Genomic DNA, 15,215 nt, shown 5'->3' on the forward strand with positions numbered 1-15,215 from the left:
GATCCATCGCTGTAGTACTAGTTAAACCTGATCCTAAAAATATTTGCCATCAACATAATTCGACAATATATCTAAAGGAAATTTAAAATTGCTGAAGAAGCCCTATTATGCGGATAGTAAGCTTTACGAGTGTTGCCGGGCATTTGGGAATAAAGATGCCTGTGAGAACTGCGGCTATTTAGGATACCCTGAAATAATCTACATCTTAAAATTAAAACCATCTGCAATTATTTCTGCCCTGAATTATTTACCATGAAAATGAAAACAAACATTGCAGCTAAAATTGGCAGACGTTTTTTTATCGGCAGAAAACAAAATTTTACTTTCCTAAAAAGAAATACTATAGATATACCGTCTTTAAAGAAGATAGATCTATATATTCATATTCCTTTTTGTAAAAACGGTTGTCCATATTGTCCTTACAACCGCATTGGTTACAATAAAGATTTGGTTCAGCCTTATTTACATGCAGTTCTATGTGAAATTGATTTTTATTTTAAGAAGTACGGGAAAGTTGAAATCCCTTCAGTTTATATAGGAGGGGGAACGCCAACAAATTTAATAGAAGAACTGGATATTATTATCCATTCATTACGTGAGAAATTTTTTATTGCAGGAGATATTTGTATTGAAACAAGTCCTGCCGATTTGAATGAAAATATAGTAAAAAAACTGAAGAACATGGGAGTCGACTTAATCAGTATTGGTGTTCAAAGTTTTAATGATGAATACTTGAAGATATTGGGCAGGAAATACAATGCGGGATAAGCGGAAGAAGTTGTGAAAGCTGCTTTATCTGCCAATTTTAAGTCGGTAAATATTGACCTGATGTTTGTTTTGCCAAAACAGGACAATAAAAACGTTTTAGCTGATTTGGATAAGGCTATGAAATTAGGAGTTAACCAGATTACAACCTACCCCTTATTTACTTTTCCTTATACCTCAGTAGGTGGACATCTCAAGCTAAACAGTGTAAAAATGCCCAACCTCTTAAAAAGAAGACAGATGTATAAAAGTATTTATAATTTTTGTAAGGAAAACGGTTATCAACAGGTATCTGTTTGGGGATTTAGAAAAGGAGAAGTTCCAAAATATTCTTCCGTAACCAGAGATAATTATATAGGAATCGGGGCAGGCGCATGTTCAAGATTGCCGGATGTTTTCTTTTTTAATACTTTTTCGGTAAAGGATTATATTGATTCTGCTTTAAATGGAAAAATACCTGTAGCCTTAGCAATTGACATCTCATCTGAATTACAAAAATATTATTGGCTGTATTGGAGATTTTATGAAGCAAAGATAAATAAAGCCAAACTCGAAAAGGTATTTGGAAGCGCTGATTTAAAACTTAAATCTCTGTTTTTCTTTCTAAGAACGTTTCAGTTGTGCAGTGAAACAGAAAGCGAAATAATTCTAACGGAAAGAGGATCTTTTTATATCCACCTGCTTCAAAATTATCTTATTTTAAACTGTATAAATAAAGTTTGGACAATAGCTAAAAGCCAAGCATGGCCAGAAAGAATTGAAATTTAATTATGACTGGGTTAGGAAAGACTCATTTCTTTAATTCGACAAATTACTACAAATTAAACAATTGATAAATATTGTCTCATATAGTAAATTTATGTCTGACTGTTATTGATTATACAACGATGCCTTGTTTAAATCGGAAGATATATGAATAAAATTTTAAATCTAATATTTTTAAACTCAATAGTTCCAATTACATTTCCCTTGATATATTTTATTCTTTTTAAAGGTCCGTTTGAATATTTAGTTATATATTGGTTCTATCTATCATCTTTTATGGGAATAGTAATTTTCTTAACCTTAACTTTATTATACATAACAAAGAATATAGGGGAAGCAGAGCTAAAAGGTTAAACAGATAGAGAGATATGCTCGGGGCTAACCACTCCGTGTGCAATCAAGAGTTTAGCAGCTTGCCTCAAAGCTTTCTCCTTTTGCTTAATACGAAGTTCCACCGGCATATCAACCCGGTAGAGATCGCAAGGATTGAAAACCTCACCGGTCTGGAGCATGTGATAAACGGCAGTGAGCATCATTCTGGCAATGGCGATAATGGCTCGTTTCTTACCTCTGCGTTTGGCAATCCGCTCATACTTGATGCGATAGTAAGAAGAAGTCTTGGATTTCACGGCGGCATGGGCCGCTTGTACAAGAGCGGGTTTGAGGTAAACTCCGGCTTTAGTGATGCGAACAGACTTCTTTTTACCGGCGGATTGGTTGTTGCCAGGCTCTAATCCCGCCCAACAGCACAAGCGCTTTGAGGATGAGAACTGAGACATATCAGTACCGATCTCGGAGAGGATCGTGATGGCAGTGTTGCGATCAACTCCAGGAATGGTACACAGCAGAATAATAGCGCTTTCAAAGGGTTCAACCAAACCGGCTATGGCTTGATCGATGCCGGCAATGAGTTGCTCCACAAAATCCAAATGTCTGCGGACGAAGCGGATGCGTTCTTTTTGTTCCCCGGTCATTTGGAAGCCTTCAATGGATTCGATGACTTCGTCGGCTTTCTTTTTTAAGGAGCGTTGCAGAAGTGAAATGCAATACTTTGGGTCAAAGGAATCCGCGTTTACAAGGTAGTTCGTGATGGAGGAGGCAGATTTGCCAAACATGTCGGAAACGACAGAATCAAGGGCTACATTGCAAACGGTGAAAGCGTTTTGAAAGCGATTCTTCTCGCTGGACTTGCAGGAAACCAACTTAAAACGATACCGTGTATACTCTCGCAGGATGCGAATATCCTTGGAAGGAATGAAGCTGCCGGGTACAAGACCGAGACGAAACAGGTCGCCAATCCACTTGGAATCCTTGACATCATCTTTGTTGCCCTTAACAGCGGCAACCCACTTGGGGTTGGCGACGGTAACGCGGATGCTATCTTCCAGCAAATTGTAGATGGGGATATAGTACTTCCCTGTACTCTCCATGCAAACGTCAAAGCAGTTGTTATCGATCAGCCACTGCTTGAACGCCAGAATGGAATTGTTGAAAGTGGAAAAGCGCTTCTTCTTGTAACTGGGAAATATGCCCTGCGTTGTGATGAGCGTGGCGACGAGAAATGTCTTGTGTACATCGACGCCACAGCAGATGGGGTAAACGACTTTCAAATTTCTCCCTCCTTGTTCTGAAATCGTGAGGGGGAAGGCAGTGACTGGATCGCCACACATTTAACGCTGAGTTAAAACAATGATTAGCGTGCGGCCTCGCGGTACCACTTATTTGTTGTTTTGAAAGGCGATCCTTACACTGGTTATTATACTGATTTAAGCCAAGAAGCAGTCTGCAACTCACCTCACCGTGCTTTGTAGTGTGCCTTCTCCTCAGATAGATTGTATAGCAAGCAGGGTTGCTGCGCCCCCGTTTTCATTGCTATTTGTGCCGCTAGCGGTAGCGGCGGAATGGAGGTTATTATGTATAAAAAATTATTTATAATTCTTGGCAGAGCTATTTTAATAGGTTCGTTACTATTTGTTTTTACTAATCAAATTAGTGCCAGTAAAGCGACAGACAGTAAGATTAAATTAAATGAAAAAGTAAAATATACTCTTATGCGAGGAAAGCCAACAAAGAATGGATCGAATATATCAGTTATACATAAATTTAAAGATGAATCCGAAATAAGAGATTTTGTATCGTTAGCTAATGACAAGCTAACTGAACTATCAAGAGAAAAGAACTTTGACAAATCTTTTATTGCTACAATAACACTCAAAGAACCAATGCCAGTGCAAGAGTTTGAAGATTTTGTCCTTAAATACGAAATTGATATCTGTTACTGCAAAATAAGAACATTCGAAGAAAATGGGCTCCGGGGGACACTTATGTCTGAACCTAAAAACGGTTCATTATTTAATTTCGATAGAATTGCTGATGATATTGATCTAAATACTATAGCTGGAGTTATTGCTTTTACATGCAATGTAAATAAAAAAAATTTAGATAAGTTAGTAGAAATGAAAAACGATGACAGGGTTTATGTCATAGATGTTGACAGTTACTTCATTGGGAAAAATGTTAGTGAACAAACTGGAAAGAACATTGAAGAAGTAAGGACAAATGATATCTATTGGTATGTGGAAGACTATAAATTAAACGAACAATAGTCTTTTATTTTTTAACGCAGTGAGGCATGACCCCGCGTAACACTGTGCCCACTAATCAGGATACATTCTGGTTGTCCAGGCGCCGGCCGGTAAACTGGCTGTTGTAGAGGTCGGCGTAGAAGCCGCCTTTGGCCAGTAGTTCCTCGTGATTGCCCTGCTCGATGATGGCGCCTTTGTTCATCACCAGGATGATGTCCGCAAAGCGGATGGTCGAAAGCCTGTGGGCAATAACAAAACAGGTCCTCCCCTTCATCATGTTTGTCATCGCCTTCTGGATCAGCACCTCGGTCCTTGTATCGATGTTGCTGGTCGCCTCGTCCAGAATAAGAATTGCCGGGTCAGCAAGAATAGCGCGGGCGATGGTCAGAAGCTGCTTCTGGCCCTGGGAGATATTGGTCGCCTCTTCATTCAGCACCGTATCGTATCCGTCCGGGAGAGTCTTGATGAAGTGGTGGGCTTCGGCTGCTTTTGCCGCGCTGATGATCTCTTCCTCGCTTACCCCTTCCCGCCCGTAGGCGATGTTGTCCCTGATCGTGCCGTTGAACAGCCACGTGTCCTGCAGAACCATGCCGAACATCGCGCGCAGGTCCCCGCGGCTGATGTCTCTTATATCCACACCGTCGACTGTTATGCGCCCCCTGTCCACCTCGTAAAAACGCATGATCAGGTTTACCAGGGTGGTCTTCCCTGCTCCCGTCGGGCCGACGATGGCAATTACGCTTCCTTCCTTAATTTCCAGATTCAAATCTTCTATAAGGGGAGTGTCTTCTTTATAGCTGAACCATACATGCTCAAAAGTCAGCCTGCCTTTGGGGAATTTGATCACCTGCGTATCATTCTTATCCGGAATCTGCTCAACCTCATCAAGTATTTCAAAGACCCGTTCGGCGGAAGCGGCTGTAAACTGGAACACGTTGGCAATGTTGGCCACCTGGATGATCGGCTGGGTAAACTGCCTCATATACTGGATGAACGCCTGGATATCGCCGATCTCAATCTTATTTTTAGCGACCAGAAGCCCTCCGGCGACACAGATGACGACATACCCTATATTATTGACAAAGTTCAGGGCCGGGAAGATAATTCCGGAGATGAACTGCGCTTTCCATCCCACATTGTACAATCTATCGTTAATATCTTTAAACTTGGCTATGGAGTCTTTCTCATGCCCGAATGCTTTGACAATTTTATGCCCCGCGTACATCTCCTCCACATGGCCGTTCATCTCTCCGATGCATTTTTGTTGTTCCGAAAAATATTTCTGAGAATTTTTAGCTATATAAGCTGTAATAATACCGCTGGCCGGCAGGGTCACCAGGACAAGTACCGTCATCACAGGGCTGATCGTCAGCATCATGACAAGAATACCGGCTACGGTAACTACGGACGTGATCAGATGGGTCAGGCTCTGCTGAAGAGTCGTGGCAATGTTATCCATATCGTTGGTTACACGGCTTAAAATCTCGCCGTGGGTCCGCTGGTCGAAATATTTCAGGGGCAGGTTGTCGAGCTTATCCTTTACATCATTACGCATTTTATAGACCGTATTCTGGGAAACGCTGGACATTATATAGCCCATCGCAAAGCTGCAAAGCGCGCTGATTACATATAACACAATCAGCCAGAGCAGGATTTTTTCAATATACCCGAAATCAAAGCCCGGGATAGGCTGATTCTTAAGCTTGTTAATCACTTCAGCCGGCATTTTTTCCTGGATCGCCGTATACAATTGTGTATAATAGGAATATTTGGCCAGGACCCCGTCGGCAATCTTGGTTGTGGCCTTTCCCATAATTTTGGGGCCTACAATGGAAAAAACCGTACTTAAGACAGCCAGGACAGTCATCACCATAAAGCGGTATTTTTCCGGCTTCAGGTACCCGATCAGCCGCAGAAAAGTTCCCTTGAAATCCTTCGCCTTTTCAACCGGCTGTCCCATCATGTGACCCCGGCCCATGGGTCCTCCCGGCGGCGCCGGGCCGGGTCCTTGTCTTTGTGTGTCGCGCTCACTCATCTTTAGGCAATCTCCTCTTCCGACAACTGGGAGGATACAATCTCATGGTAAACCGCGCAGGTAACCAGAAGTTCCTTGTGTTTGCCCATTCCGACAATCTCACCCGCGTGCAGAACGATGATCCTGTCGGCGTCCATTACAGTCCCCACCCTCTGGGCGACGATGATTACGATCGAAGCGGCAGTCTCCTTTTTAAGCGCCGCCCGCAGCAAGGCGTCAGTCTTAAAGTCCAGCGCCGAAAAACTGTCGTCCAAAATGTATATCCCCGGCCTTCTGACCAGGGCGCGGGCAATGGATAGCCTCTGTTTCTGACCGCCGGACAAATTCGTGCCGCCCTGGGAAATTAGAGCCTCGTACTTGCCTTCCATCTGGGAAATAAATTCGCTCGCCTGGGCGACCTCCGCCGCGTGAATAATCTCCTCTTCGGTGGCGCCGGCTTTTCCATAGCGGATGTTTTCTGAAACAGTGCCGCTGAACAGGATCGGGGTCTGCGGAACAAAACCGATTTTAGCCCGGAGGTCCTTCTGCTCCATTTGCCTTACGTCCACCCCGTCAACCAGGACACAGCCGCTGTCCACATCATAGAATCTCGGGATCAGGTTAATCAGCGTTGATTTTCCCGAGCCGGTGCCGCCAATGATTGCCGTCACTTCGCCGGGACAGGCGGCGAATGAAATATTCTTTACGGCAGGCAGTTCGGCGCCGGGATAGCTGAAAGTTACATCCCGGAATTCTATATTGCCTTCCTTGCTGGTCTTCCGGCCCTGCGGCGGATCCACAATCTCCGGCTTGATGTCCATGACCTCGTTAATCCTGACGGCCGACGCCTGTGCCCTGGGCACCATGACAAACATAATCGTCACCATGATGATGGAGAACATGACCTGCGTAGCATACTGGATAAACGCCATCATGTCCCCGACCTGCATATTGTTCTGGGCGATCCGGTATCCGCCGAACCAGATAATGGCAATAGAGGTAACGTTCATCATAATGATCATTACCGGCTGCATGACAGCCATAATTTTATTTACTTTAATAGAAGTGTCGGTCAGGTCCAGGTTCGCTTCCTTAAAGCGTTCGTTTTCTTTCTCCAGCCTGTTAAACGCCCGGATAACTCTTATTCCCGTAAGGTTCTCGCGCAGTACCAGGCTTACCCTGTCAAGTTTGGCCTGCATTGACCTGAACAGCGGCACGATCAAACTGGCTACGCCCCAGATGATAAGCAGCATGATGGGGAGGACGACAGCCAGGATCAAGGTAAGTTCCCTGTCCTTTGAGTAGGCCATGATAATACCCCCGATACACATAATCGGGGCGAAGATCATAAACCGCAGGCCCATTACCGTCACTGTCTGCACCTGGGTTATGTCGTTGGTAGCCCTCGTGATTAAAGAAGCGGTCCCGATCTTGTCAAACTCGTGGAGGGAGTAGCTTTCCACATGCGAAAAAACCTTATCGCGGATATCTCTGCCGAAACCAACCCCGGTTACCGAGGACAGGTAACTGCCGAATACCGAACAAATACTGCTTCCGAGAGCGACTAAAAGCATATAGCTGCCGTATTTCCAGATATATCCCGTATCGCCTTTCATCATCCCGTTGTTGACGACATCAGACATCAGCGTCGGCAGGTAAAGCTCGGCAATAGACTGGGCGAAAAGAAATACGACAACCCAGAACAGAGCCCCGGTGTACGGTTTTAAATATCCAAACAACCTGAACATGAACGCTGCTCCTTAGATGCTGCTTAGTTAACTGGGATTTACCGCCGCCCGGTCAGTCAGGCTGTTTACATTTGTAACGGCAACCCGCTCACCCTTGTTAAGTCCTGTCAGAATTATGATTAACTGATCGTTTCTCAGCCCCGTTTTTACGGAGCGCCGCTCAGCCAGTTTATCCTTGATCACAAAAACATAGCTTTTCCCTGAATCCTGTGCAATTGCGGACACCGGGACAACAATCCCTCTCGCCCTGGCGGCGACAGACGTATGGGCAGATAATCCCGCCTTAAGGCTGCCGTTGTTTTTAATCGATATTTCGACGGGGAAAACCTCTCCCGTGCTCACGGCAATAGGTCCAAGGCTGGAGATGACGCCTTTAAATTCAGCGTCGGGGTAGCTGTCAACGGTCAAATCAACTTCTTTACCTTCTGAAAGAAGAGGAAGTTCATCCTGCGTTACGGTGCTTTTCATTTTCAAAACTTTTGTATCGACAATTGACATTACCGGCACACCCGCAGAGACGACCTCGCCGACATCTGCATTCCGGCTGGCCACAATCCCGCCGGAGGGGCTTTTGACAGTAGCGTAATTTATCTGTACCTGAATGTTCTTTATATTGGCGGCGGCTGTGCTGACCGCGGCATTAGCCTGGTTTAAGGCGGGCCCGGATGCATTTTTATACTGGTTTCTGGCAAGGTCAAGTTTGTCGGTAACGTCATCCATCTGGCTTAATGGTACTGCCCCCGCCGCGTAGAGCATCTTTGTCCTGTCATAGTCTTTTTGTGCTGCGTCCAGGTTTATCTTTGCCGTCGAAGCCTGGTTCTGGACAGACTGTACAGCCGCTTCCGCCGACAGCTGGCTTGCCTGGGCCTGTAAAAGCTGGGCCTTTAACGATTCCGTATCAAGCTGCATAAGCACGTCTCCAGCTTTAACAGCGCTGCCGGCTTCAAAACCCAAACTTACAACCTGTCCCGAAATTTTACTCGATATGTCGACAGTCTTTTCCGGCACAAGGACTCCGCTCAGTTGGATTTTCGCCTCCAGTTCCTGATCGGCGGCGGCTGCAGTTTTCACATTCATTACCTGGTCGGCGCTTTTATCCGCACACCCGGAAAAGACGAATACCAGGAGCGCCGCTAAAAGGAATGCAGGGATAAACTTAATTTGTCTCCACATGCTTAAAGTACCTCCTTTCACTACTTGATATGAATTTTGACCGTTGCATTCATCCCCAGCATAAGGTTGAGGCTGTCCGCGTCAGCGATGCTGATTTTCACAGGGATTAACTGCGTAACTTTTGAATAAGCGCCGCTGGTATTAAGCGACGGATACTGGCTGAAAGCCGTTTGTGTGGCCTGGCTGACGCTCTCTACATATCCCTCAAAAGATCTCCGGTGGTAGGCGTCTATTTTGATATCAACCTTTTGGCCTTGTTTGATTTTGTTGATGTCCGTTTCCTCAATGTTTGCCTGTATGTATATATGTGAAGTGTCGGCTACTGTTGCAATCTCCATCCCGGGCGAGACAACCTGTCCCTTTACAACATTCAGCTGCACTATCTTGCCGTCAATCGGCGATTTGACATCCGCCTTTGAGATTATTGAATCTGCCGTGCTGGCCAGAGCCTGCGGATTTATTGCAGAACTTGTCACCAGCATGCTTAAATCTTGTTTTAAAAGTACCTGGCCAGTTTTTACGTAATCCCCTTCCTTGACGTTTAATTCCTTGATCTTGCCGGCCACCTCCGGGGTCAGTACAACCGTATTCGCCGTTATCTTGGCGTTTTCTGTGGAAAAGAAGTATATACCCTCATACACATAGTAAGCTCCCCCGATCACTCCGCCGATCAGGACGATTACCACAATAATCAGCAATGCCGTTTTTACTTTCTTCATTCCCAAAAACCACCTCAAATTCTTTTTTTCTTTCTTCTAAATTAACCAGGTTGAATTTAATTAACAAACGCTTTTAAGAATATCAAGAATTCTTTTCAGCATTTGTCCCAGTTCGTCCAGTTCTGCGACGGGCAGCTCTTTAAGCTTTTCTACAAGCGCCATTTTCAGCTCATTAAACAAATCCTCCAGCGTACTCCGGCCGATCCCGGTGACTTCAAGACGCACGATGCGCCGGTCATCGGGATCTGTTTTTCTGGATAACATTTTGCGGTCAATCAGCTTGCGGATAAGGGGTGTAAGCTGCTGCTTGGATATCCGCATCTCGTCCGCCAGTTCGGACATAGAAAGGGAACCTCTCCTGCAAAGGATCGACATGGCGCAAAATTGAACATGGCTTAACCGCGAACGGGTAACCTGGTCAACCGGCCTGAAAAAATTTTCACGTATGTACTCCAATACTATATGGAAGTCGCCGGCAACATCCTCCAGGCTGCTTATTGTTAACACCCCCCTATCCAACCAATAGCTTTGCAATAAAGAGTATATTATATTAGTCATTAATAGTAAATATGAATTAACTATTAATCCTGTTTATAAATAAAAAGCAAAGGGACCTCCTTCGCTTTCATCCGCTATGTTCCTAATTTTCCTCATTAAATCATATTCCTTGATTGCTTATACCGCGACACTATTCGTTGAATAACGACATATATGGGAATTATTTGTTGAAATGCTAGTCGGTGTATTGTATAATAAAATAGTTTTTTACCTAGTTATTAAAAAATAAGGGAAAGGGGGTTAATAACTTGTTAGGCATCAAGTTCCCTAAATGGTTTAGCATGATGATGTTGCTGACATTGTTGGCTTTGCCTGTTTTCTTAATGAATGCTAACGTCGCATGCGGCTGAGCAACTTCTAAAACACCGGTGGTGAAAACAAATCAAATAACGGATCTTGCAGCCAATGACGTTACTTTGAATGGACTTATGACAGAATGTTTTGGGGAAATCAGAGAGTATGGCTTCTACTATGGCATAGATGCTCAGACAAACGAAAAAATCGTAGTAGGTAAAAATGAGTTTGTAGCAATGCCCTTCAAAACGACTCTTACCGATCTCATACCAGGTAAGTACTACTATAAAGCGTTTGCAACAAATGCCACAGGTACAGGTTATGGCCCCATAGATGAATTCACAATTAGAAAAGCAAACGACGATAGCATCATTATAAATCTAGACGGCAAGGAACTTACCTTCGATGTTCAACCTATTACTGACAAAGGTTACACCTTAGTTCCGCAGCGTACTATTTTTGAGGGATTGCAGGCCAACGTAAAGTGGGATGAGAAGACCCAAACAGTTACGGCAAATAAGGGCGCTTTTACAGTCAACCTGGTGATTGGCGGCAATGCCTACATCAACGGTGTATTAACACCGTTGGATGTACCGGCAAGAATAGTAGACGGAAGAACTCTGATTCCTCTCAGGTTTGTATCGGAAGCCATGAATTGCAAGGTCGATTGGGTCGCTGCTGCCCACACAATTATAATCAACAGTGATCAAGTTCTCCAGATTAAGTAGCAATGCCTGGTTTATAGTCATTAACTGAGTATTCATATTAAAAAGGAGCAATATCAGGTGTCAAAAACCAACGCTTATTGCTCCTTTATTAATTTCGACATTCCAGTTGATTTACCTAAATAGGGAAGCCTCTACTTCCTTTAGTATTGTTTTGTGTATAACACATGACATATATTGTCATGCCAAGTTCTTTTATACATATTCACATTTTTGAACCTTTGATATATTATTAACACAAACATGAAATAAATTCCATATATGTGGGTAAGCGGCACAATGAGGCTTGAATTTCCCTATGCTTTCCGGGAGGTTGGTTCAATGAAAGTCCTTGTATTTGGCGGTACAGGTTTTATTGGGAAGAATTTATGCGCCGAATTGCTATCTGCCGGACATGAGGTTTGTATTGTCAGCAGGCGCCCCGAAAAAGCAAGCCCGCAGGGGCACGGGGCATCCATTGTAAAATGGGACAACTCTGCAGGTCCGCTGCCGGCGGAGCCGCTGGATGACGTCGGCTTAATCATAAACTTGGCCGGGGAATCTATTGCATGCCGCCGTTGGACGCAAACCGTAAAAGAGAAAATCTTGAGCAGCAGGATCCAGACCACACAGGCTATTGTAGACGCCATCAGCCGTCAGAAAGCTGCTCCCAAAGCGTTAATCAACGCATCGGCTATTGGATTTTACGGTCCCTGTGGAAATGAGGAGCTAACCGAGAACTCACGCCCAGGACAGGATTTTTTAGCAGGAGTATGCCGGGCATGGGAAGAGGAGGCATTTAAGGCTCAAGCTTCAGGAGTCAGGGTAACTGTCCTGCGGTTTGGTATTGTGTTGGGCGATGAAGGGGCTCTGGCCAGAATGAAAACCTCTTTCCGCTTTTATTTAGGGGGGCCTCTGGGAGCGGGAGACCAGTGGATGTCCTGGATACACATTAAGGACTTGACAAGGTTGACCCTATTTGCGGCAGAAAACCAAAATATTTTTGGCCCGGTAAACGTTACTACTCCGGAACCGGTTAGAATGAAAGAGTTTTGCAGGGTTTTGGGCCGGGTTACGGGAAGTCCTTCCTGGCTGCCCGTCCCCGGTTTTCTTCTTAAAATTGTTTTAGGGGAAATGTCGGATATGTTGTTAAACAGTCAGCGGGTCTTCCCGGAAAAAGTTCTTAAAGAGGGTTTCGTGTTCAAGTTTACAGAGCTAGAAAATACTTTAAGGGATATTATCGGGAAGTAATTAAAAGCGCTTCCACATGATCAGCGCGTCCTCGCCGGTATCGGAATAATAGCCCCTGCGCCGTCCCTCCTGAAAAAAACCCATGCTTGAATAAAGGCCTTTTGCTATACTATTGCTGGGCCTTACTTCAAGGGTCATTGATTTGGCCCCAAGTGTCACAGACTGATTTTCCAGTTCCTGCATCAAAGACCTGCCGATCCCGCACTGCCTGTAATCAGGGTGAACGGCCAGGTTGGTAATGTGCGACTCATCAATAATCAGCCACATACCGGCGTAGCCGACAACTTTATCCCCGCATATGGCTACTATATAATAAGCAAAATCATTGAGCAGTTCACCGTAGAAAGCATACCTCGACCACGGCGTTGGAAAGGATTTCTGCTCAATAGCTATAACCTCTCTGAGATGATTGGCCTGCATGGGAATAAAATAAATACTTAAATCAGGCTTATAATCGATTATTTTTGCAGCCATTTTGACTCCGCCTCCGACAGCCTTAGATAAAAGGGCCTCAAGCTTGAATAATTCCCTCCCTGACCGGCATTGAACCTGCTTAAGCCAAGGGATGCAATGCTTGCTCCCCTCGGCAGGCACAGCCCGCCGGGCGCAAAGAGCGCTGCGCCGCCCAGGTGTTCTTCAATAATTTCCCTGTATGCAAGGGCGCCGTCTCCTAAAAGTGTAACCGGCTGCTCAAATTTTTTCAACTTCAGGGCCAAATCAGCAGGAGATATCGCTGCCGGGCCGGCAACGCGCTGCAGACCGTTCTCATAAACAGCAGAGTAAACCTCGTTTTTACGGGCGGTTATAACAGGACAGGTCAACCCTGCCCCCCTGGCCTGATAAAGACAGGCAAGGGCCTCAAGCGTCCCTATCCCTGCAACAGGAAGGCCCCACGCTTGGGCCAGCGTCCTTGCAGTGGCCAGGCCAATCCGCAAGCCTGTGAAAGAGCCGGGTCCTATCGAGGCGGCAATCCCTCCCAGTTGGGTATGTTCGATGCCTGCCTCTTCCAGGACGCCTTTAATCATGGGCAGCAGGTTCACAGAGTGCGTCCGTTTGTTATTTATAGTTCTTTCAGCAACCAGCACATCATCCAGCGCAACGGCTGCGCTGGCGACTGAGGTAGCCGCTTCAATTCCCAGCACGTACAATATTTTTATAATCCTCCATCAGGCGGCAGTATCGTTCTCCCCGGGGATTAAAGCTGATCATCCGGATTTCATCCGCTTGCGGGTCAGCACAGATAGTTATGTCCAACCTGTCCTGCGGCAGAGCCTCTGCAACCTGATCAGCCCATTCTATCAGTGTGACGCCGTTCCCTTCAAAATATTCCTCGCCCCCCAGGTCGTCGAGCTCTGCCGGTCCCTTCAGGCGGTAGGCGTCAATGTGGTAAAAAGGAACCCTCCCCTGGTATTCTTTGATAATCGTAAACGTGGGGCTGTTGATTACTTCCTTCACACCAAGGCCCTTTCCCACTCCCTTGGCGAAAACAGTCTTGCCGGCGCCAAGTCCGCCGGTCAGGCAAATAACAGCGCCCGCCTCCAGGATGTCGCCCAGGAGTTCACCCCAAAAAAAAGTATGCTGCGCCGATTCAGATTTTAGATCCATGACTTTCCCCTTAATCATTCCTTGCCTTAAAATGATCATATCCTTTTGCCTCCAGGGGAACAAAATAACCCTGCGGCAGTTCCATTGTAATTCCGTCCGCCTGCTGCACAATCTCACCAATAAGATGGCACTTTTCTCCTGCTTCGTTGAAAAGGCGCTTTAAGGCGGCAGCGCTGTCAGGGCGGACTGTAAAAATCAGTTCAAAGTCCTCGCCCCCGTACAGCGCCCAGTTAAGCGGGTCCCGTTTGGCGGCTGCGGCCGCTTCCTTCATCCTCTGGTCTTGTGGAACAAGGGGAGATCTGATCCGGCAGCCGACACCGCTGGCCAGGCAAATTTCATGAATTTCAGTAGCCAGTCCGTCGCTGATGTCATCCATTGAGGTAACTTTTCCCGTACCTGCCAGCAAGACACCCTGTTTGACACGCGCCTTCGGATTGGTATGGGCCGATTTTAAAAAGCTGCCGGCTTCTGGTGAAACTCTGGTACCGGGGTTCTGATAGAGAAAAAGTCCTGCAGCCGAATTTCCGAGGCTGCCGGTAACAAAAACCAGATCTCCGGGTTTTGCGCCGCTGCGGTAAACAGCCTTACCGGCGCCCACACACCCGATCAGGGCAACGTTAATGATTAATTTACCCGGAGATTTCACAGTATCTCCGCCGACAATATTCAGGCTGTATTCTTCCGCAGCGCTCCTTAATCCGGAATAAATCCCCTTTAAAGCCTCTACCGAAAATTTCAAGGGAATCCCCAGAGAAACAACCGCATGCAGCGGCCTGCCGCCCATGGCTGCAATGTCGCTGACACTTGCCACCAGCGCTTTCGCTCCGACATGGTCAGGCTTTACGTAAGCCATGGAAAAGTGGACACCCTCGATAAGCATATCGGTGGTGAACAAAAGCCAGTCTTCCCCCTCGCCCTTTAAGACAGCGGCATCGTCCCCTATCCCCCTGATCACGTTGTCGGGATAAAGGACGATTTCCCGGGTAAGAAGCTCGATAAGTTTCATTTCCCCCAGGGTACTCAGGTCCAAATGC

At 45.9% G+C, this 15,215-nt stretch carries 16 protein-coding genes; 6 read left to right on the forward strand and 10 right to left on the reverse strand.

Features of this window, described 5'->3' with window-relative positions; genetic code table 11:
• Positions 1–252: 252 nt before the first annotated feature.
• The 3 genes from DEH07_00145 to DEH07_00155 all read left to right on the forward strand — a co-directional run bounded on the left by DEH07_00145 (position 253) and on the right by DEH07_00155 (position 1,884).
• On the forward strand, positions 253–768 hold the full coding sequence (locus DEH07_00145; protein ID HBY02973.1) for a hypothetical protein: 516 nt from the start codon (positions 253–255) through the stop codon (positions 766–768).
• Between the two features lie 12 nt (positions 769–780).
• On the forward strand, positions 781–1,533 hold the full coding sequence (locus DEH07_00150; protein HBY02974.1) for a hypothetical protein: 753 nt from the start codon (positions 781–783) through the stop codon (positions 1,531–1,533).
• 144 nt (positions 1,534–1,677) lie between these two features.
• Entirely contained in the window at positions 1,678–1,884 is a 207-nt protein-coding gene (locus tag DEH07_00155; GenBank protein HBY02975.1) for a hypothetical protein, read from the forward strand.
• Here the strand turns inward: DEH07_00155 and DEH07_00160 are convergent.
• Positions 1,881–3,140, reverse strand: a complete 1,260-nt coding sequence (locus DEH07_00160; GenBank protein ID HBY02976.1) for an IS110 family transposase — start codon at positions 3,138–3,140, stop codon at positions 1,881–1,883. The two genes, DEH07_00155 and DEH07_00160, sit on opposite strands and share 4 nt — an antisense overlap.
• A gap of 303 nt (positions 3,141–3,443) precedes the next feature.
• Here DEH07_00160 and DEH07_00165 point away from each other — a divergent pair, with 303 nt between their 5' ends.
• On the forward strand, positions 3,444–4,136 hold the full coding sequence (locus tag DEH07_00165) for a hypothetical protein (protein HBY02977.1): 693 nt from the start codon (positions 3,444–3,446) through the stop codon (positions 4,134–4,136).
• 55 nt (positions 4,137–4,191) lie between these two features.
• On the opposite strand, the gene DEH07_00170 is transcribed toward DEH07_00165, so the two are convergent.
• From DEH07_00170 to DEH07_00190, 5 genes are read right to left on the reverse strand one after another with little or no spacing between them, the layout of a single operon-like run.
• Positions 4,192–6,150 (reverse strand): ABC transporter, encoded by a 1,959-nt coding sequence (locus DEH07_00170; protein ID HBY02978.1) that lies wholly within the window; start codon positions 6,148–6,150, stop codon positions 4,192–4,194.
• Positions 6,151–6,152: 2 nt separating this feature from the next.
• On the reverse strand, positions 6,153–7,877 hold the full coding sequence (locus tag DEH07_00175) for a multidrug ABC transporter ATP-binding protein (GenBank protein HBY02979.1): 1,725 nt from the start codon (positions 7,875–7,877) through the stop codon (positions 6,153–6,155).
• A gap of 27 nt (positions 7,878–7,904) precedes the next feature.
• A complete protein-coding gene (locus tag DEH07_00180; protein ID HBY02980.1) occupies positions 7,905–9,050 on the reverse strand; it encodes an efflux RND transporter periplasmic adaptor subunit in 1,146 nt (381 codons plus the stop codon).
• Positions 9,051–9,070: 20 nt separating this feature from the next.
• Complete coding sequence (locus DEH07_00185; GenBank protein HBY02981.1) at positions 9,071–9,769, reverse strand: hemolysin D; 699 nt, start codon at positions 9,767–9,769, stop codon at positions 9,071–9,073.
• Between the two features lie 60 nt (positions 9,770–9,829).
• On the reverse strand, positions 9,830–10,327 hold the full coding sequence (locus DEH07_00190; GenBank protein ID HBY02982.1) for a hypothetical protein: 498 nt from the start codon (positions 10,325–10,327) through the stop codon (positions 9,830–9,832).
• A 368-nt stretch (positions 10,328–10,695) separates the two neighbouring features.
• On the opposite strand from DEH07_00190, the gene DEH07_00195 reads away from it, so the two are divergent.
• On the forward strand, positions 10,696–11,349 hold the full coding sequence (locus DEH07_00195; protein HBY02983.1) for a hypothetical protein: 654 nt from the start codon (positions 10,696–10,698) through the stop codon (positions 11,347–11,349).
• 318 nt (positions 11,350–11,667) lie between these two features.
• Entirely contained in the window at positions 11,668–12,576 is a 909-nt protein-coding gene (locus DEH07_00200; protein ID HBY02984.1) for a TIGR01777 family protein, read from the forward strand.
• On the opposite strand, the gene rimI is transcribed toward DEH07_00200, so the two are convergent.
• From rimI to thiL, 4 genes are read right to left on the reverse strand one after another with little or no spacing between them, the layout of a single operon-like run.
• Entirely contained in the window at positions 12,577–12,996 is a 420-nt protein-coding gene (rimI, locus tag DEH07_00205) for a ribosomal-protein-alanine N-acetyltransferase (protein HBY02985.1), read from the reverse strand.
• Positions 12,997–13,034: 38 nt separating this feature from the next.
• Positions 13,035–13,724, reverse strand: coding sequence for a tRNA (adenosine(37)-N6)-threonylcarbamoyltransferase complex dimerization subunit type 1 TsaB (gene tsaB / locus DEH07_00210; GenBank protein ID HBY02986.1), 690 nt, complete (start codon positions 13,722–13,724; stop codon positions 13,035–13,037).
• Entirely contained in the window at positions 13,705–14,199 is a 495-nt protein-coding gene (locus DEH07_00215) for a tRNA (adenosine(37)-N6)-threonylcarbamoyltransferase complex ATPase subunit type 1 TsaE (protein ID HBY02987.1), read from the reverse strand. Before DEH07_00215 ends, tsaB begins: the two co-directional genes overlap by 20 nt.
• The gene (gene thiL, locus DEH07_00220) at positions 14,192–15,211 is read right to left on the reverse strand and encodes a thiamine-phosphate kinase (GenBank protein ID HBY02988.1); all 1,020 of its coding nucleotides are present in this window, start codon (positions 15,209–15,211) and stop codon (positions 14,192–14,194) included. Before thiL ends, DEH07_00215 begins: the two co-directional genes overlap by 8 nt.
• Positions 15,212–15,215: the final 4 nt, after the last annotated feature.

The organism is Desulfotomaculum sp. (genome assembly GCA_003513005.1).
Lineage (GTDB): Bacteria > Bacillota > Desulfotomaculia > Desulfotomaculales > Nap2-2B > 46-80.